Below are 17,828 nucleotides of genomic sequence, written 5' to 3' on the forward strand. Positions count from 1 at the left end.
TCCCAATTTTCCCTCACTTAAAAATATCAAGGTTTAAATTTAACTCATCTATGATAGATAAAAGCTCTGAAATTTCCTTTTTTATCTGATTTACGTCATAAAGGCTCGGCGGTAGCGAAAAGAGCGTCGTCTCAAATTTGTTTTTTGCTCCGTTTAAAAATAGGTAAATTTATCGTCCATAAACGCCGCGCTCACTCCCATATCTCCCGCAAATTTTTCCTTTAGCTCGTACAAACGTCTCATAAACGTAGGCGTCAAAAGATATCTTGCTTCGACCTTGTTGTCTGTAAAAACTCTAAATTCATCGTTAAAAAGAGTATCGTCCATCTGCTCTTTTTCACCTATAAATTTGGTATTTAGCGTGCGGCTCGCGACTATCGTTTGACTGCTAAATTTCTTGTAAAACTCGCAGACCAAGACCGAGCCGCTGAATGCCTGCATATCCTTCATCGTCTCCCATGCAAAAACTATCGCGGAGAGTAAATTTAACGCCGCCGAGTCGCCTAAATTTAGCTTCGCGTCGTTTGGGATATCGACCGCTTCGCTGAGGCTAAATTTGACGCCCTTATACGTTCCGCTAATTAGGTCTTCGGCGCGAAACTCGTCAGGCGAATAAATGCCGATCCTGCGAAATTCTTTACGGCTGATGCCAGCAAGCGGGTCATAGCTAAAATTTAGATCAACATCATGGATAGCCGCGCGGACGAAAACGTTTTTGTAAAACGCTTCGTAATCCCTCAGCTCGTCAATCGCTCGGCTTGCGTTAGCCATTAACGCGACGAGAAAAAACGGGATATAGATAATGATGAAAAATAGCGAAGCAGGGTTGCTATCCAAGAGATACTTTGCGGCGAATGCACCGCCCACGGGCAGAACAGCTATAAACAAAACCCCTAAAAACAGATACTTTACAAACGCACGTATGCACTCTTTTTGCTTTTTTGCGGTTGCCTTTATGGCTTCGTTTATGTTCAAATTTTGCCTCTTTTAGGATTTTACGTTTAGAGCAAATTTTAGCGAAATTTACGCCGTGAAGGTGCGGGTTTGGAGATCAAAATAGTAAAAATAAGTCGCTAAATTTAAAAATCCGCCGCGCAAATTTTAGTATAATACCCCAAATTTAACTAGGCAAAAGCGATGATAAACGACGAATTTTACATGTCTCTAGCGATAAAAAAGGCTTGGGAGTTTCAAATTTTAACCTACCCAAATCCAGCCGTCGGTTGCGTGATTTTAGATTCCAGCGGTAGGCTACTCTCGGTCGCCGCGCATAAAAAGGCGGGCTTTCTACATGCCGAGCCAAGCGCGATTCTTTTGGCGCTCTGCCAAAAGTGCGAGGCATTTTTACGCGATTTTTTGCGCGATTATCATGCGGCTTTGGGCGTCAAATTTGAAAACGCGGCCGAGCTTGAAAACGCGGACTTGGAGCCAAATTTCACGTATGAATACATCCTGCAAAATCACGGCGATCTGCTAAAAGGCGCCAAGGCCTACGTGACGCTCGAGCCCTGCGCCCACCGCGGTAAAACGCCGCCTTGCGCCGAGCTTTTAAGTCGGCTAAAATTTGCTGAGGTCGTCATCGCTAGAGGCGACGAAAATACCGTAGCAAGCGGCGGTGCGAATATCCTGAAAAGCAGCGGCATATCAGTCAAATTTGACGTGTTAAGGCGTGAGGCGGATGAGCTGGTGGAGCCTTTTCTGGCGTGGCAGAGCGGAAATTTTAGCTTTTTCAAGCTCGCCCTTAGCGCAAACGGCGTCGCAGTCGGTACCGCGCAGAACAAAATCATCTCAAATCTAGCCAGCCGCACGCACTCTCACCGCCTGCGTAGCGCGGCCGAGCTGCTAGTTATCGGCGGCGCCACCGTCCGCGCCGACCGCCCGAGGCTAGATACCAGGCTGATAGAGCACGGCAAAAATCCAAACGTGATGATCTACTCGCGCGAGCGCGAGTTTGACGCGTCTATACCGCTTTTTGGCGTGGAGGGCAGGAGCGTGCGCGTAACGAGCGATATAAACGAAGCCTTTGCGCCGCGTTTAACGATGTTTGAGGGTGGCGAAAATGCGCTAAAAACCCTAGACGAGCGCGCAAAATGGCTACTACTCTACCACTCAAGCGAGTTTTTAGACGCGCCCGCGGCGAGGCTAAATTTAAAGCTCAAGCCGCTGTTTCACGGCGAGCTTGATGGCGACGTTTACGGGTGGTATAAATTTATAAATTCGTTTCAAAATTTGATTACGCGCGGCATCTTATAAGACGAGGAGATTTACATGCGATTGAGTTTTAGTAAAAGTCTTGGCGGCGGCTTTAGGATTTATTTGAGTCAAAGCTTCGGGGCAAAAAAGATGACGCAGACACAGATAGCCGTAGCCAAAAAGGAACAATTTTTAAAAAACGTAGCTTAAGTCTCCCAATTTTGCCTAGGCGATTTTTTGCAAAGATGTGGATACGACGTAAAAACGATAACATATGTAGCAATTAGCGATTTTGGCCTAAATAGCTCAGATTTTTTCAAAAGAAGCGAAAATAACGCATTATTTGATAGGCTCATATGGATACAAAAAGAAATAGGTCTCGAAATTCAAAAAATAAATTTTTCAGGAGCGCTATCTGCTAAAAGGCGCGAACGGCTGACTGATTTGGTGTTTGAAATAGACGAAATACTAAGCAAGGTGCATACCGAAACGAATCCTAATGAAGCCATCTTACAAACCATAGCTCAAAAACGCCAAAAAAGCTATGAGGATATTAAAAGCGAGTGCAACAAAGCAGTTATGTCGCCGTTTAAAAAAATAATTTTCGGCATCGCTTTTGGCACCAGTGGATTTTTGGCTTTTTCCGGCGCGATGGCGCTTGCGTCAAACCGTGCAAGTTTGCTAGAGTTTATTGTGGCGTTTATCTTGTTTTTTATGCCGCTAGTAGTTACGTTTATCTTATATAAAAAGCAAACGGCAAAACCTAAAATTTAAGATAAAACTAGCGCCCGTATTTTGCGTACGGTAGATTACGCAAATATTTAAAAACGCGACTATGCCGACTTTTTAACGAAATATTTTATAAATTTGCGCTATGATTTTGTAAATTTAAAGGAGAAAAATGAAAGAGATAACGCTAAACGGAGAGAAATTCCATGTCGCGGCAAACACGATGGATGAGCTAAAAAACGAGGCTCTGGGCGATAAAAATGGCGAGATGTATAAATTTCTAGCCAAATTTAACGCGAGCGAGCCCGATATCTTTATCCTAGACGGCTTTGCGACGAAGGAAAATTTGGAGCTAAAAGAGGGCTCAAATGTAGTATTTATCAGGCGGGGCGTGATGCCTGGGCGCGAAGTGCTAAAAGCTATGATCGCCTCCAGGAACAGCCCCGAGCTAAACGCGGCGCTAGCTAGCGGCTGCGTGGGCGTGGCCGGGCTGGGCGGTCTTGGCTCAAATATCGCGCTAAGCCTAGCTCGCACGGGCGTCGCCAAGCTCGTGCTGGCCGACTTTGACGTCGTGGAGCCTAGCAACCTAAACCGCCAGCAGTACTTCGTCCGCCACATCGGCATGAAAAAAACGGACGCGCTAAAAGAGCTCATCTCCGAGGTAAATCCCTTCGTCGAGGTTGAGACGCACGACGTGACGCTAGATGCGGGCAACGTCGCCGAGATTTTTGCGCCGTGTGGCGTCATCTGCGAGGCGTTTGACAACGTCGCTGGCAAGGCGATGATAGTAAACGAAGCTGGTGCTAGCCTGCGGGATAAAAAGATCGTCGGCGCGTCGGGCATGGCGGGGCACTTTAGCTCAAATCTCATAAAAACGGTCAAATTTGCGCGAAACGTATATCTATGCGGAGACCTGCAAAACGCCGCTGGCGTAGGGCAGGGGCTCATGGCCGCGCGCGTGGCGATCTGCGCAAATCATCAAGCAAACCTCGCCATCAGGCTTTTGATGGGGCTTGAGGAGGTTTAAATTTGGCGGCAGTGACGTTTGGCGAGTGGTTTGGCATTTTTAACTCGCGCTCAAATTTGGCTTTGGCGAGTTTTTGATTGTGTTAAATTTGAGGAAATTTCGTTGCGATAAAGTTGAGAGTTTGCATTTTTGCAGCGTCAAATTTGGCTTTAAAATCGGTTATTTATCGTATGCAAAATTTGTAAATTTGCGTCTAATTTATATAACATTTGACCAAATTTACCTACCAGGTCTATTGCTAGTCGTTTTTGCTTGGCTGGTCGCATCGAAGTTTAGTTTCAAATTTTGTAGCAAAATTTATCCAAGTGGCCGCCTGCCCAGCAAAAAGTAAATTTGCCTATGCTACTTCATCTTTGGATGAAACGAGCGTTTTACGTCAAAGCCCTTGCCGGCGATTTTATATCGTTTGGGATTGCGCCTACCGGGACGGAGGCGTCCTTTTTGGCGGATAAAAACTCTACTAAGCTCTGCCACACGAAATCAGCGTCCAGATAAAGCCCCATCGCGCTAAGCTGCGGATTTATCTCTACGAAGTCGGTAGTTTGCGTCTTTTTAAAAAGCACGATCGGTGCATTTAAAATCTCGTCTGCGCTTATCGCTTTACCGTCGCGAACGATGTTTTTTAACGATTTTTCGCAGGGGGCGTCTAGGGGGTATTTTATGTCGAGCAAAATATCCTTTCTCGTAGCATAATCGCTGGTTTGCCGAAACTGCGAAATGGGATAGGCGCGAAAACCGTTGTTAAACGTCAAGATCCCAGTTTTATTGTCGGTTTCTTTTAGATCGAGGTGGTATAGATCTTGCCGTCAGCGGCGAAAATATGGACCAAATTTTGACCGATAAAGATGATGGAGTGCAGCAGGCGCGGAACTTCATTGACGTCGGTTTTGTTTAAATTTATAAATTTACCGTCAGTAAATCGGTAGCCGCCCAGTTTTTGCTCAAAATCTATTTGATTTATTTGGTTTAGTTTCCATAGCTCATCCGCGCCGACTGGAGTCGAGTTTCTACGGTCGTAGACCAACGTCTCGTCAAGGCCGTATTTTGACACCATAAAGTCGTAATTATCTTTAAATTTCGAGATTATTTTCACGGCGCGCCTTTAAATTTACCTCGCCTTAGCCTCAAAAAACGCCGAGATTAGCGAATTTGCGCCTTGATTTATAAATTTTTGCATCGCTTTTTCGTAGACGGACGGCTTTGCCCAGACGGGTTCGGCCACGCCGCTTAGCTTTTCTAGCTCAGCGCGCGCAGAATAATAATCGCTCACCTCGTCGATGAGCCCGAGTTTTGCGGCGTCGCTGGCGAGAAATACCCGCGCGTTTGCCCACTCTTTGCTTTTGTTTGCGTCTAGATTTCTATCGGCCGCCACGTCGCTTACGAACATCTCGTAGCTGGCGTTTACGAGCTCTTGCAGTTGCTCGCGCTCGATCTTGCTCCACGGGCGCAGAAACGTCCCCGCCTCTTTATACTCGCCCGCTTTTACGACTTGCTGCGAGACGCCGATTTTAGCCGCTAGCTCGCTAGCATCCGCGCCTTGCATTATCACGCCGATCGATCCGATAAACGCGCCCGGATTTGCCAAAATTTTGTTTGCGCCGGCACCCGCGTAGTAGCTACCGCTAGTCATCGACCCGCCCGCATACGCGACTACGGGCTTTGCGGCGCGTAGATTTTTGACAGCGAGGTGCAGCTCGACGCTAGGCGCCAGCGCGCCGCCCGGGCTATCGATGTAGAGCAGGACTCCCTTGATGTTACCGTCCTTGCGCGCGGCTTCGATCTTTTCTAGCGCTTCGCCGGCGTCCATGATCGCGCCTGAGAGGTTGATCTGGGTTAGGTTGGGCGGATTTACGCTCTCGCCTTTGCCGCTAAAAAATATCAAAAATACAATGAGCAAAAACAACATCGCCTTAAAATAGGTGTTTATGAACCTAAAAATCGCCGCGATCGGCGCAAAAATAAATCTTAAAAATCCCATTTTTTTCCTTTAAATTTATCGTTTTCGTGAAATTCGGGCGCATTTTACCATTTAAATTTATAAATTTAGCTAGCGGACGGATTTTAGGAAAACGGACTCAAATTTGAGCTTAAATTTGGCATTTGCCGCGCCAAAGTCTAAACCGCAAATTCGGCTTAATCGTTTGAATTTACCTCTGCACCGCCTACAAATAACCGCTCGCAGCCCTTGGCGTGCAAGATGAGCATGAGCGGTAGCTGTGCCGCGTCAGCGTCTGCAAAACCGCCGTAGAGCGCGAGGTCGGCTAGCTTGCCTGTTTTTATCTCGCCTGCGTCTAAATTTAGCGCATTTGCCGCGTTTTTTGTCGATGATAGAAGCAAGATTTTAGCTAGCTCTAGCGGATCAAAATCTGCGTGAATGAGTAAATTTGCCCGCAGTTCGTCAAGGAAATTTAGGCTTATATTTGAGCTAAGCCCGTCCGTGCCGATATTTATGCTCACTCCAGCATCTAGCGCGGTGCGTAAATTTAGCGTGCGTTTGCTAAGTAGCCTGTTTGAAACCGCGCAGTGCGTGAGACTGTGAAGCTCGCGGTCAAAGCCCGAAAAATCATCCACCCAAACGCAGTGCGTAAAGAGCGTGCGAACGCCCGCAAACATCGCTACAAACGAGCTTGGCGTATAAAGCGGGCGCGCGGCTGGGTTAAATTTGCCCAGCCACTCCTTAAAGCCGCCCGTACCGCCCTCTAGCCAGCTTTTTTCGTATTCGCTCTCCATAAAATGCGTTGATACGACCAGCCCACGCTCGCGGGCTAAATTTAGCGCCGCAGCGGCCAAATCAGGGTGCGTAGAGTAGGGCGAATGTACCGAAACCGCAGGCGTAAAAAGCGGACTTTTGCGCTCTAGCGACGCGTCAAATCGGGCGGTAAAATTTGCCAAATTTTGCTCTAACGCAGCTTCATTCGTACCTAAAATTTCGTTAAAAAACACGACCCTGCCACCGCAGTTCGCGCATGCATCCAAATCCCCGCCAAAGCTAGAAACCGCTCCGAAGCTCGCCACGCCGCTACGCTGCATGGTTTTTATCGCGGAGGCGATGACGTCCTTGTTTGCTGCCTGCGAGAGCGCGCCGCGAGAGGCGATAACCGAGCTTAGCCACTCTAAAAAATCGCCGTAAACGAGGCTGGTTTTGTTCGCGCTAAATTCCAGGTGCACGTGCGGGTTGATGAATGCCGGCGCCAAAACGGCGTCAGGATACTCGAAAAACTGCGCGCCCTCGTATCTTTTGCGTAGTTCCTCGGCCTCCCCAACCGCCTGGATACGCTCATCAAAAGCGACCGCCCCGTCCTCTAAAACTGTAAAATTTTCGTCGCACGGCATTGTAAATTTCGGTTTAACGATGATCATTTTTAAGCTCCTATTTTTCGTGATTGTAGCGAAAATTTAGCTTAAAAAATGTATAATCAAGGCTAAATTTAAATCTTTTAAAAGGCTAAAAATGGAAACAAAATCTAAACTAATGGTCATCCAAGGCCCGAATATCAACATGCTAGGCACGCGCGAGACCGATGTCTACGGCTCGATGAAGATGGAGGATATCCACGCGCAGATGAAGCTTTTTGCCGAGCAAAACGATATAGAGATCGAGTTTTTTCAGAGCAATTTCGAGGGCGAGCTGGTGGATAAGATCCAAGAGTGCTTCGGCGAATTTGACGGCATCATCATAAACCCAGCCGCCTACACGCACACATCTATCGCGATCCGCGACGCTATCGCAGCCGTCGGACTTCCGGTCATCGAGGTGCATATCAGCAACATCCACCGCCGCGAAGAATTCCGCCAAAAAAGCCTCATAGCGCCGGTAACCGCGGGACAGATCGTGGGCTTTGGGCCTGTGGGCTACCACCTGGCCATGATTGCGATGCTGCAAATTTTCGAGCAGATAAAAGCTATGAAAGCCGCAAGAGTGGGCGAAAAAGCGGAGTAAAACGAGGCAAAATTTGAAAAATTTTATCCTAAAGGACGAAAACGCCGTATTTTACGAGTGCGGATACAGCTGCGACAACGCGATATTTTTGAGTCTCGCGGGGCGCAAATTTTTCCTCACCGACGCGCGTTATAGCATCGAGGCGCGCGAGCTTTGCAAAGACACCGAGGTGATCGAGGTCGAGCGAAATTTGATAAAAGACGCGCGGCTGTTTTTGCGAAAGGCGGGCGTTCGTGAGCTTAGTTACAACCCCTACGATTTTAGCGCGGGCGAGTGGGAAGCGCTTAGCAAAGGACTTAGAATAAGATTTAAGGCGCGGTCAAATTTTTCGCAAATTTCGCGCATAGTAAAAACCGAAGACGAGATAAAAATTTTAAAACGCGCGGCGCAACTAGGCGCCCAAAGGTTTGACGAATTTGCCGCGTTCGTGCGCGAAAACGGCGAAGGGATGAGCGAAGAGGAGCTGTTTTTTAACGCCGAGCTTATTTTTAAGAAAAAGGGCGAGCTCGCGCTTAGCTTTTCGCCTATCGTCGCGATCAACGAAAACGCCGCCAAGGCGCACGCTCTGCCTAGTAAAAAGCGGCTACGGCAGGGCGATTTACTCCTGCTTGACGCGGGGGTTAAATTTAATCGCTACTGCTCGGATAGGACGCGTACGGCGTGCTTTGACGAAAATTTTAACTTCGGCAAGGAGCAAAATTTTAAAAACGCCAAACAGCAAGAAATTTACGAGATCGTAAAAGAGGCGCAAACTCTTGCTATCGTGGCGGTTATGCCCGGCAAAAAAGCGAGCGAGATCGATGCTGCGGCTAGGGATTTTATCGCCGCTCAGGGCCTTGGCGAAGCGTTTTTTCACAGCACCGGACACGGCGTCGGAGTCGATATCCACGAGCTTCCGTTTATCTCAAAGCGCGGAGAGGCCGTGCTAAAAGAGGGGATGGTCTTTAGCGTGGAGCCTGGGATCTATCTGCCCGGCGAATTTGGCGTGCGCATCGAGGACGTCGTGGTCGTGCGCGAAAACGGGGCTGAAATTTTATGAGGGTAGCGGGGGCGAGACGGTTTGATAAATGCCTCTTTTTCCCGAAGGTTTTTGATTTTAGACCTGGTTTTAAAAATAGCGTTATTTTAGGGCTTGGCGGTAATATCGGCGACGTGAAAAAGCGCTTTTGTCGGCTGCATTTTAAACTTAGCCGAGATAGTAGGTTTCACGTCGTAGAAAACTCGGTGCTCCTTATCAACGAGGCGTTTGGGTTTAAAGAGCAGGCGGATTTCACAAACGCCGTTATGCTTGTGCAAACGAGCCTTGCCGCGAGGCAAATTTTAAAAATAACGGCAAATTTGGAAAGGCGTTTTGGACGCGTGAGAAGCTTTAAAAACGCGCCTAGGACGCTTGATATAGACATTTTGTATTTTAGCGGAAGAAGCAGAAACGACGTGCGGCTAACATTGCCCCATCCTGGCGCGCAAAGCAGGGCTAGCGTGATTTTGCCGCTTGGGACGATGAAACGCGTTTATAAAAGCGGAGTGAGATTTTAAAATTTAGCGGCCGCAAAGCCTAAATTTGAAGCGGGAACGGAAAATGCATAGCCTTTGCCGCGACGATTTTGGCTAGAGGCGGCGAAATTTAGCGAGAAACGAAGGAGAAGATTTGGCGACGAAGTTTTATACGTTTACCGGCGAGAGCAGTATGGAGGCGCTAAAAAGGCGCAGGCTCAGTGCGGCGAGAGGGCGATCTTGGTAACGACGAAGCAAATTCAGCCAAAGACGATAAACAAAAAGCCGCTTTATGAAATTTTAGTCAGCGTCGAAGAGGATGCGAGCGAGCAGAAAAAAAATCAGCCGCAAAAGCAAAATTTAAAGGGCTACGAGGACTTTTTGCGCGCTCAGGTAGCAAAAGAGGAAAGGCCGCAAAAGATCATTTTAGACGAGCGCGAGCTTTTTGAAGTCGAAGCTCAAAGCGCTTTAGCTTCGGCAAATTTTAGCCAAAATTCCACGAGCTCAGCCTCGCAAAATCAAAACTACAAAACAGTTCAAAATAGCGGCGAGGACATACTCCTAAACATCTCAAAAGCCGCAAAAGAGATAAGCCAAATAGCAAATATCGAAACTATGCCTAGTCGCCAAGATCAAAACTACGATAAAAAGATAGACGACGTCGCAAGGCAAGTAAGTATGCTAAGCGAAAAAGTAAATATGATAGCCGATATGTTCTGGGAGGAGCGAGCGGGTGCTAGAAACAACCTAAGCATACCGCCCGAGTTTGCCAGCATCTACAAAGATGCCAAAAATAGCGGCATGAAAGAAGAGCACCTAGAGCAGATAATGAAAATAACCGTGGAAAATATGTCGCCTCAGATGAAGGCTAATCCGACTGCGGTTAGGAGATATTTTAGCTCGCTGCTTAGAAAGATGCTGCCGTGCAGGAGCGAAGAGGATGATAGAAAACAAAAGATAATGATGCTGGTTGGGCCGACCGGAGTGGGTAAAACTACGACTCTAGCTAAACTTGCTGCAAGATTTGCGTATGGAGACGGTAAGCGTGCAAAAACTGGCATCATCACGCTTGATACCTACCGTATCGGGGCGGTCGAGCAGCTGTTTCAATACGCCAAGATGATGAAGCTTCCGATCCTTGACGTTATCGAAGTTGATGATTTTAAAAACGCTCTAAAGCAGCTAAATCACTGTGAGGTTATCCTCATAGACACCACGGGTAGCTCGCAGTACGATAAAGAAAAGCTATCAAGGCTAGAAAAATTTTTAAAAAGCTCGGATACGCATATAGACGTGCATCTGGTGCTATCGGCTGGGGCAAAGATCGAAGATATGCTTGAAATTTACAACGGTTTTAGCTTTCTTGACATCGATACCCTGATTATCACCAAATTTGACGAAACCAAAATTTTCGGTAACGTATTTTCGCTAGTTTACGAGACGAACAAGCCGGTTAGTTTTTTTTCCGTCGGACAGGAAGTACCGGACGATATCTTGGTGGCAAAGAGCGAATTTTTAGTAAGTTGCGTATTAGAGGGATTTAGCAAGGAACATAATGAGTAATCAGGCCGAGAAACTAAAAGGCATAGTGGCCGCCCAAGCCAAAGCAAAAACTACGTATTTTATCGCTGTAACTAGCGGAAAGGGCGGAGTAGGTAAAAGCACCATAAGCGCAAATTTGGCTAACGTCTTGGCCAAAAGCGGGTATAGAGTCGCTCTTTTTGACGCGGATATCGGGCTGGCGAATTTAGACGTTATCTTAAACGTGCGCGTTAATAAAAATTTGCTTCACGTGCTAAAAGGCGAATGTTCCTTAAAAGATATTTTGATCGAAATAAAGCCGAATTTGACGCTGATTCCCGGTGAAAGCGGCGAGGAGATATTAAAATTTAACAATCAATTTTTGTGCGAGCAGTTTTTTGCCGAGTCGGCGAACCTTGACGGGCTTGATTTTATCATCATCGACACGGGCGCGGGTATAGGCGGAAACACGCGGCTATTTTTAGAGGCGGCAGACGAGGTCGTGGTGGTTACTATGCCCGATCCTGCAGCGATAACGGATGCCTATGCCGTTATAAAAATCACTTCAAAAGATAAAGACAATCTTTTGATGGTTTTTAACATGGTGAAAAACGAAAAAGAGGCAATGAGGATATTTGAGCATATTCAAAAAGTAGCCAAGGCAAATATCGAAAATCCGTTAAATTTGGAGTTTTTAGGCGCTATTAGCGAGGATAAAAACGTCTCAAAGAGTATAAAACAGCGCACGCTATTTACCGACGATAGCGAATTTTGCCTGCCGAGCTTGGAGTTAAATCAGATAGCTCAAAGACTTATTTCAAGATTGGAACAAAAAGTGCTTAAAGATGGTCAAGTCAATAGCTTTAGCGCCTTTTTTAGGCGCATGATTGAGCAATTTTAAATTTAGGATTTAGTTTTGAAAGCGGAAAATTTTATAGCATTTTTTACTGTTTGCGGATTTTTTACGGGAGTCGTTTTTTCGGCGTTAAAGTTAAGCGACCCGATACAGATGTTGCTTTATACTTTCGTGATTACGTTTTTCTTTTATCTCGTGATTCACGTTATCATAATGAACTATATCGACGTAAGATTATCTCTTAAAAAGAGATTTGATAAAGAGCAATACGAGCAAACAGCTGATTATCTTATCGGCGAACTGGCTCTTAGAGAAAAGCGTATAGATAATATATTAAGTAAGCTAGCTAGCGAAAATATCCTAATAAAACAAGCGCTAGGCAAAAATGGCGAAAGAAATGCAAAAGCCGCATAATCCTTATGCCTCAAATTTAAAAAAAGAACAAGACGAGGTCGTGCTAGCCTACACGCCCGCTCTTCGCGCGATGGCTTTTAGGCTAAAGGAACGCCTGCCCGCTCATATCGACGTTAGCGATCTGATAGGCGCTGGGCTAGAGGAGATGGTAAAGCTCTCTAGAAAATACGACAAAGAGCAAAACGACTCGTTTTGGGGTTATGCGCAAAAGCGAGTTTACGGCGCGATGCTTGATTTTTTACGCGGGCTTGACGTGGTTAGCCGCTCGGACCGTACTTTGGTAAAGTCTATCGAGGCTTTAGTAAATGAGTATTTTAATAAATTCGAGTGCGAACCCGACGATGTATATATCGCAGGCAAGCTAGGTATCGACGTAGAAAAAGTAAGCGAAGCAAGAAACGTGAGCGCCGTCGTCGCCGTCCTAAACATCGACGATCAAATGGAGCTAATGAGCGAGGAGAATACGCTAGAACGGGTCGAAAAAGAGGATTTGATAGAAAAGATAACTCAAATTTTAAACGAATTTGAGGAGCGCGATCAGCTCATCGTACAGCTTTATTATTACGAAGAGCTGAGCTTAAAGGAGATCAGCGAAATTTTGCAAATAACCGAAAGCAGAATCTCGCAGATACATAAGCGCTTGATGGAAAAAATAAGAAAAAAGCTTGAGGGTAAATAATGGCGGACATTCTAAGTCAAGAAGAGATAGACGCGCTACTAGAAGTCGTGGACGACGACGATGCTAGCGAATCTATCGGCGAAAAATCAAAAAAAGAAGAACAGCAGCAGGTAATAATTTACGATTTTAAACGCCCAAACCGCGTGAGTAAAGAGCAGCTGCGCGCGATAAAGGGCATACACGACAAGCTTGCGAGAAATTTGGCTTCTCAAATTTCAAGCGTTATGAGAAGTATCGTGGAGATCCGCCTGCATAGCGTCGATCAGATGACGTACGGCGAGTTTTTGATGAGTTTGCCAAGTCCCACTAGCTTTAACGTCTTTTCGATCAAGCCGCTTGACGGCAACTGCGTTTTGGAGATAAACCCAAGCATCGCGTTTCCGATGATAGATCGCTTGCTAGGCGGTAACGGTGAGGGCTTTGAGACCAGCAGGGAGCTAACTGATATCGAGGTAAATTTGCTCGATGCGATCCTAAGGATGATGATGCAGCGCCTAAAAGAGAGCTGGTCGATGATCACCGATATGTACCCAAACGTCGAGGCTAAAGAAAGTAGCCCAAACGTCGTGCAAATCGTAAGCCAAAACGAGATCGTGATAATGGTCGTCATGGAGATCATTGTAGGCAACTCAAGCGGCATGATAAATATCTGCTATCCGGTCATCTACCTAGAGCCGATCTTAAGCCGCCTAGCTAACCGCGATATAATGCTAGGCGAAACGAGCGCGAAAAAGAGCCGAAACAAAGAGCTAAAAACGCTGATCGGGCGCGCCGAGGTGCTATATGAGGCGATACTGGGTAAAAGCATAGTTAGCGTAAACGAGTTTTTAAATTTAAAAGAGGGCGACATACTGCGCCTTGACCGCTCGGCAAACGACAAAGCTATCGTAACGATCGATAAAAAAGAGGTGTTTTTGGCTGAGGTCGGGCTGCATAGATTTAGAAAATCTATCCGTATAGAAGAGCTAATCAGAAGCGACAAAGACGAGATCAAAAACATCCTCGAGCAGTACGAAGAAGAGCGCAGAGCAAAACTCATGAGCACAGAGCACGAGGATGAGTACGAAGACGATGATATATTAGGCGAGGATGAAAACAATGAATGATTTTTTTAAAATTTTCGTAAACGAGGTAAAGGCTACGGTCGAAGGGCTAACGGGTAGGACGCCCGAGATAGGCGAGAGAAACGAATACGACGCTCCTAAGCAAGAGGGCATAAAGCCGCCTCTAGCCGTTGCAAACATAGCTGTTAGCGGCGATACGACGGCAAAGATGATACTAGTAGCCACGCCGGTACTGATGAGCGCGATCGGCGAGTGGATGCTCGGAGAAGAAGAGATCTCGCGCAACGAAAATCTAAGCGAGGACGAGCTGGATGCCGCTAAAGAGGTGTTTTCAAATATCATGGGCGCATTTTCTACGAGCCTTGGCGCGCAAAAAGGCATGCCGAAGCTAAATTTCGAGGTCGCGAAAGTAAATTTCCTCGACGAGAGCGCAAATTTTGATTTGAACGCGTTTGAAAAAATATACGTCTATTCCGTTAAAATCGGAGACGTCAGCGAGCAAATCGCCGTAGTGCTTGATTTTGCATTGGTGAAATTTTTAAATAAAGATCACAAAGAGCCCGCCCAGCAAGCAACCCCCGCAAAAGGCGATTTAAGCATCGAGGAAATGCGAAATATCGGGCTCATAATGGATGTGTGCCTGCCGCTTCACGTTCGCATAGGCTCAAAAAGAATGCTGCTTAAAGACGTGCTCACGATGGACATAGGCTCGGTCATCGAGCTAAATCAGCTCGCAAATGACCCGCTTGAGATTTTGATCAGCGACAAGGTCGTAGCCCTAGGCGAGGTCGTCATCGTAGACGGCAACTTCGGCATCCAGATTACTCAGATCGGTACTAAAAAAGAGCGCCTAGAGCAGCTACGTTAGGGCTAAATTTGGACGAATTTTTCTAAAGGCGTTTAAAATCAAGCCGCGGCCGGGCCGAATTTAGAGCAAAATCGCGGCGTAGGCTAAATTTACGAGCGGGCCTATTTTTAGAAACCGGAGAATAAATTTACGCACTAAAAACTAAGGCGACGGTTTTGTGGGTTTTGCGTCGTTTGATACCAAAGCCTTTGATAAATTCGGCTAAATTTAAACCGTCTTAGCGATTTTGCAAATTTAAAACATACTTAAATTTATCTCGAATTTAATCGCGCGTCATCTATTTTTAAATCCGTTTTAGCTATCATCGCTTTTATGCTTGCGCGGTAAATTCGGTAGCGGTTTACGGTTCTAGCGCGTAAATTTAAACTAAAAAGAGAGACGATGGATGAAATCTTAAACGATCTGGCTAAATTTAGGGATTTTATGACATACAAAAATCCGAGCGTTACGTTTTTCGGCTCGGCAAGATTTGACGAAAATAGCAAATACTGCAAAATGGCTTTTAGTCTCGCAAAAGAGCTTGCAAACGGCGGTTTTGCCGTGATTAGCGGTGGAGGGCCGGGCGTGATGGAGGCGGCGAACAAGGGCGCGTACGAGAGCGGTAAAAGTCCGTCCGTCGGGCTAAATATCGTGCTTCCGTTTGAGCAAGTGACGAACAAATACGCCACGACGAGCTTTATTTTTTCTAACCTATCCGCTCGCAAATTCGCTCTTATCGAGCGTTCAAGCGCATTTTTGGTGTTTCCTGGCGGTTTTGGGACGCTTGATGAGCTATTTGAGATCCTGGTGCTAGCACAAATCGGCGCTAAAAAAGCTAAAATTTTCCTCATCGGTAGAGAGTTTTGGAGCAAGCTGGATGATTTCATCAAAACCACGCTGATACGCGAGAAGGCCGTCAGCAAGGAGGATTTGTCGCTTTATACGATCAGCGACGATCTGGATGCCGTGCGGGATGAAATTTTGCGGATTTTAGACTAGGCGAGTGCGCTAAATTTTATAAATTTCGAGGATTTGGCGAAGCTTGACGGGATGCGAGATAGGATCGCTTTTGTGCTGATTTGCCTCGTTTTTATCGCTATTTGTGGCCGTATCGCTCTCAAATTTGACGCTGCTCGCGTCCACTGCTGATTTTAACTGCCGCTACGACGGCGCATACGGTACGCGAAAATTTAAAGCTCTAAAATACTACAAGGCTTGAGGGTTAGTTAAATTCGCTCGGTAAATTTGCCGGCTACATTTATCTAGCGTTCGGCGTTAAATTTTGATTTTTGCAAATTTAGCCCGCCTGCATTTTAGTAAATTTAGTGAGGAAATCTTTCAAATTTACGCTCCAAGCACCCTGTTTAAATTTATACATTTTCTCTGCCCACGAAGCCTATTTTTTACGTAAAAAGCGGTAAATTTAACCGCGTCATCGCCGTTTGCAAATTCTACATCGTCTCGGCGCATAAAATTTAAAGCAAAGCAAAGATAAATGCTGACCCTGCTTGCGAACCTAGATTTACAAATTTATAGCGCATTAAGCTAATTTTTATATAATCGCACCGAATTTATACGAATTTGCCTTATTGTGGGGCTAGGGTGAGATTTGTAAATTTTAAAGCTGAATTTAAAATACAAAACTTTAGGGTGCGGTATTTTTAGGTGATTTTTGCGGAGTTTGTAAATTTTTGGCGTAGATAGAACATATAGTTCATCAAGCCGAAAATTTACAAACTCCGCAAAAAGCGCTAAAAAGACAAGCCCTCACAATAGGAAGAAAAATGAAAATACTAATGGCCATGAGCGGCGGCGTCGACTCCACCATGAGCGCCAAAATGCTGCTAGAAGCGGGTCACGAGGTCGTGGGCTGCTATATGAAGCTACACAAAAAGCCCGGATATCATGAAAAAAATATCGATAAAGTCGCCCGTGCGTGCGGGTATCTGGGCATCCCCTATCACGTGCTTGATTTGCAAGAGCAGTTTGACAGATACGTCTATACGCCGTTTGTTAGCTCCTATAAAGAGGGCAAGACGCCAAATCCCTGCGCGCTTTGCAACCACTTTATAAAATTCGGCGAGCTGCTAAAATTTGCTAAAAGTATCGGCTGCGAAAAGCTCGCCACGGGCCACTATATCCGCGTGCAAGACGGTCTGATCAGAGTCGCCGCCGATCCTAGCAAAGATCAGAGCTACTTCGTCGCACAGGTGCCAAAAGAGATAATCGCCGATATGATTTTCCCGCTCGGGGATAAATTTAAAAAAGACATAAAAGAGCTGGCAAAGTCGCTGCCGAGCTTTCGCGAATACGGCGAGCAGGCCGAGAGTAGCGAGATTTGCTTCGTCGAGGACACCTATATCGAGGTGCTAAACAAGCACTACGAGACCGACCTGCCAGGCGACGTGGTCGATAGCGCCGGCAGGGTGATCGGGCGGCACAGCGGCTATATGCACTATACGATCGGCAAGAGGCGCGGATTTGAGGTGTTTGGGGCGCACGAGCCGCATTTCGTACTCGCTATCGATGCGCAAAATAACCGCATCGTCGTGGGCCCAAAAGAGGAGCTCGAGCGCGGCAAAATCGCGGTAAATAGCCTAAATTTGTTCGTGGACGAGAGCGAGTTTGACTGCGACGTCAAGGTTCGCTACCGCAGCATCGGGCTAAACGCGCACGTAAAAGTGCTAGATGGCGGCACTGCCGAGGTCGAGCTAAAGCAGAGCGCATTTGGCGTGGCTAGCGGGCAGCTTGCGGTATTTTACAGAGGCGAGTTGGTTATCGGTAGCGGTTTTATACTGTAAATTTTATCTTAAATTTGATCGCTTCGAGCGGTCAAATTTGACTCTCTTGCCGAGGCGTTTGCGGTAGCAGCGTTTCGGCGAAATCTACAAATTTAACTTCAAATTTTACTGTTTGGCGACCTTTTTTTATGCGCTTAAATTTATAAATAATCGAGTTTTAGGAGTCCAGTATTCACGATCTAAATTTGCTTTTTTTAAAATCGGAAATCGCTTTGCGTATGGTTTGGTTTGTAGGAAAAGTGCCTTTATGGCCTCGTGGAGTA

The 17,828-nt window shown here is 46.3% G+C and carries 19 protein-coding genes and 1 pseudogene; 14 read left to right on the forward strand and 6 right to left on the reverse strand.

Translation table 11 applies throughout. From position 1 onward, the window contains the following. Positions 1-153: 153 nt before the first annotated feature. Entirely contained in the window at positions 154-975 is an 822-nt protein-coding gene (locus tag CSHOW_RS10375; RefSeq protein ID WP_002947537.1) for a DUF3137 domain-containing protein, read from the reverse strand. Positions 976-1,137: 162 nt separating this feature from the next. Here CSHOW_RS10375 and ribD point away from each other — a divergent pair, with 162 nt between their 5' ends. From ribD to thiF, 3 genes are all read left to right on the forward strand, one after another. After that, positions 1,138-2,253 carry a bifunctional diaminohydroxyphosphoribosylaminopyrimidine deaminase/5-amino-6-(5-phosphoribosylamino)uracil reductase RibD gene (ribD, locus tag CSHOW_RS01990; protein WP_002947538.1) on the forward strand — a complete coding sequence of 372 codons (1,116 nt, stop codon included), beginning with the start codon at positions 1,138-1,140 and terminating at the stop codon, positions 2,251-2,253. 177 nt (positions 2,254-2,430) lie between these two features. Next, complete coding sequence (locus CSHOW_RS01995) at positions 2,431-2,967, forward strand: hypothetical protein (RefSeq protein WP_002947540.1); 537 nt, start codon at positions 2,431-2,433, stop codon at positions 2,965-2,967. 127 nt (positions 2,968-3,094) lie between these two features. Then, a complete protein-coding gene (thiF, locus tag CSHOW_RS02000; protein ID WP_002947541.1) occupies positions 3,095-3,949 on the forward strand; it encodes a sulfur carrier protein ThiS adenylyltransferase ThiF in 855 nt (284 codons plus the stop codon). 371 nt (positions 3,950-4,320) lie between these two features. On the opposite strand, the gene CSHOW_RS02005 is transcribed toward thiF, so the two are convergent. From CSHOW_RS02005 to mqnF, 4 genes are all read right to left on the reverse strand, one after another. After that, positions 4,321-4,620 carry a hypothetical protein gene (locus tag CSHOW_RS02005; RefSeq protein WP_002947543.1) on the reverse strand — a complete coding sequence of 100 codons (300 nt, stop codon included), beginning with the start codon at positions 4,618-4,620 and terminating at the stop codon, positions 4,321-4,323. A 107-nt stretch (positions 4,621-4,727) separates the two neighbouring features. After that, positions 4,728-5,042: a hypothetical protein gene (locus tag CSHOW_RS02010; RefSeq protein WP_002947544.1), complete on the reverse strand. Its 315-nt coding sequence runs from the start codon at positions 5,040-5,042 to the stop codon at positions 4,728-4,730. A gap of 15 nt (positions 5,043-5,057) precedes the next feature. Further along, positions 5,058-5,927: a signal peptide peptidase SppA gene (gene sppA / locus CSHOW_RS02015; protein ID WP_002947545.1), complete on the reverse strand. Its 870-nt coding sequence runs from the start codon at positions 5,925-5,927 to the stop codon at positions 5,058-5,060. Between the two features lie 155 nt (positions 5,928-6,082). Beyond that, positions 6,083-7,309 (reverse strand): aminofutalosine deaminase family hydrolase, encoded by a 1,227-nt coding sequence (gene mqnF / locus CSHOW_RS02020; protein ID WP_002947546.1) that lies wholly within the window; start codon positions 7,307-7,309, stop codon positions 6,083-6,085. Positions 7,310-7,400: 91 nt separating this feature from the next. Between mqnF and aroQ the strand changes: the two genes are divergently transcribed. The 10 genes and pseudogenes from aroQ to CSHOW_RS02070 all read left to right on the forward strand — a co-directional run bounded on the left by aroQ (position 7,401) and on the right by CSHOW_RS02070 (position 15,763). After that, positions 7,401-7,889, forward strand: coding sequence for a type II 3-dehydroquinate dehydratase (gene aroQ / locus CSHOW_RS02025; RefSeq protein WP_002947547.1), 489 nt, complete (start codon positions 7,401-7,403; stop codon positions 7,887-7,889). A gap of 13 nt (positions 7,890-7,902) precedes the next feature. Then, positions 7,903-8,928, forward strand: a complete 1,026-nt coding sequence (locus CSHOW_RS02030) for a M24 family metallopeptidase (protein ID WP_002947548.1) — start codon at positions 7,903-7,905, stop codon at positions 8,926-8,928. Further along, a complete protein-coding gene (gene folK / locus CSHOW_RS02035) occupies positions 8,925-9,425 on the forward strand; it encodes a 2-amino-4-hydroxy-6-hydroxymethyldihydropteridine diphosphokinase (protein ID WP_002947549.1) in 501 nt (166 codons plus the stop codon). The genes CSHOW_RS02030 and folK overlap by 4 nt, the downstream gene beginning before the upstream one ends. 112 nt (positions 9,426-9,537) lie before the next feature. Continuing rightward, positions 9,538-10,946: pseudogene (gene flhF / locus CSHOW_RS02040) on the forward strand (flagellar biosynthesis protein FlhF). After that, positions 10,939-11,805: a MinD/ParA family protein gene (locus CSHOW_RS02045; protein WP_002947552.1), complete on the forward strand. Its 867-nt coding sequence runs from the start codon at positions 10,939-10,941 to the stop codon at positions 11,803-11,805. The pseudogene flhF and the gene CSHOW_RS02045 overlap by 8 nt, the downstream one beginning before the upstream one ends. 15 nt (positions 11,806-11,820) lie before the next feature. Beyond that, positions 11,821-12,174, forward strand: coding sequence for a hypothetical protein (locus tag CSHOW_RS02050; RefSeq protein ID WP_002947554.1), 354 nt, complete (start codon positions 11,821-11,823; stop codon positions 12,172-12,174). Next, entirely contained in the window at positions 12,158-12,853 is a 696-nt protein-coding gene (locus CSHOW_RS02055; protein ID WP_171992833.1) for an RNA polymerase sigma factor FliA, read from the forward strand. The genes CSHOW_RS02050 and CSHOW_RS02055 overlap by 17 nt, the downstream gene beginning before the upstream one ends. Then, the gene (gene fliM, locus CSHOW_RS02060; protein ID WP_002947559.1) at positions 12,853-13,959 is read left to right on the forward strand and encodes a flagellar motor switch protein FliM; all 1,107 of its coding nucleotides are present in this window, start codon (positions 12,853-12,855) and stop codon (positions 13,957-13,959) included. Before CSHOW_RS02055 ends, fliM begins: the two co-directional genes overlap by 1 nt. Beyond that, entirely contained in the window at positions 13,952-14,785 is an 834-nt protein-coding gene (gene fliY / locus CSHOW_RS02065; protein WP_002947560.1) for a flagellar motor switch protein FliY, read from the forward strand. The genes fliM and fliY overlap by 8 nt, the downstream gene beginning before the upstream one ends. Positions 14,786-15,166: 381 nt before the next feature. Next, a complete protein-coding gene (locus tag CSHOW_RS02070; RefSeq protein ID WP_039895134.1) occupies positions 15,167-15,763 on the forward strand; it encodes an LOG family protein in 597 nt (198 codons plus the stop codon). A gap of 9 nt (positions 15,764-15,772) precedes the next feature. On the opposite strand, the gene CSHOW_RS10515 is transcribed toward CSHOW_RS02070, so the two are convergent. Then, positions 15,773-15,907 carry a hypothetical protein gene (locus CSHOW_RS10515; RefSeq protein WP_002947564.1) on the reverse strand — a complete coding sequence of 45 codons (135 nt, stop codon included), beginning with the start codon at positions 15,905-15,907 and terminating at the stop codon, positions 15,773-15,775. A gap of 641 nt (positions 15,908-16,548) precedes the next feature. On the opposite strand from CSHOW_RS10515, the gene mnmA reads away from it, so the two are divergent. After that, the gene (gene mnmA / locus CSHOW_RS02075) at positions 16,549-17,565 is read left to right on the forward strand and encodes a tRNA 2-thiouridine(34) synthase MnmA (protein ID WP_002947569.1); all 1,017 of its coding nucleotides are present in this window, start codon (positions 16,549-16,551) and stop codon (positions 17,563-17,565) included. The last annotated feature ends 263 nt before the right edge of the window (positions 17,566-17,828 follow it).

It is taken from the genome of Campylobacter showae, from assembly GCF_004803815.1.
GTDB classification, from domain to species: domain Bacteria; phylum Campylobacterota; class Campylobacteria; order Campylobacterales; family Campylobacteraceae; genus Campylobacter_A; species Campylobacter_A showae.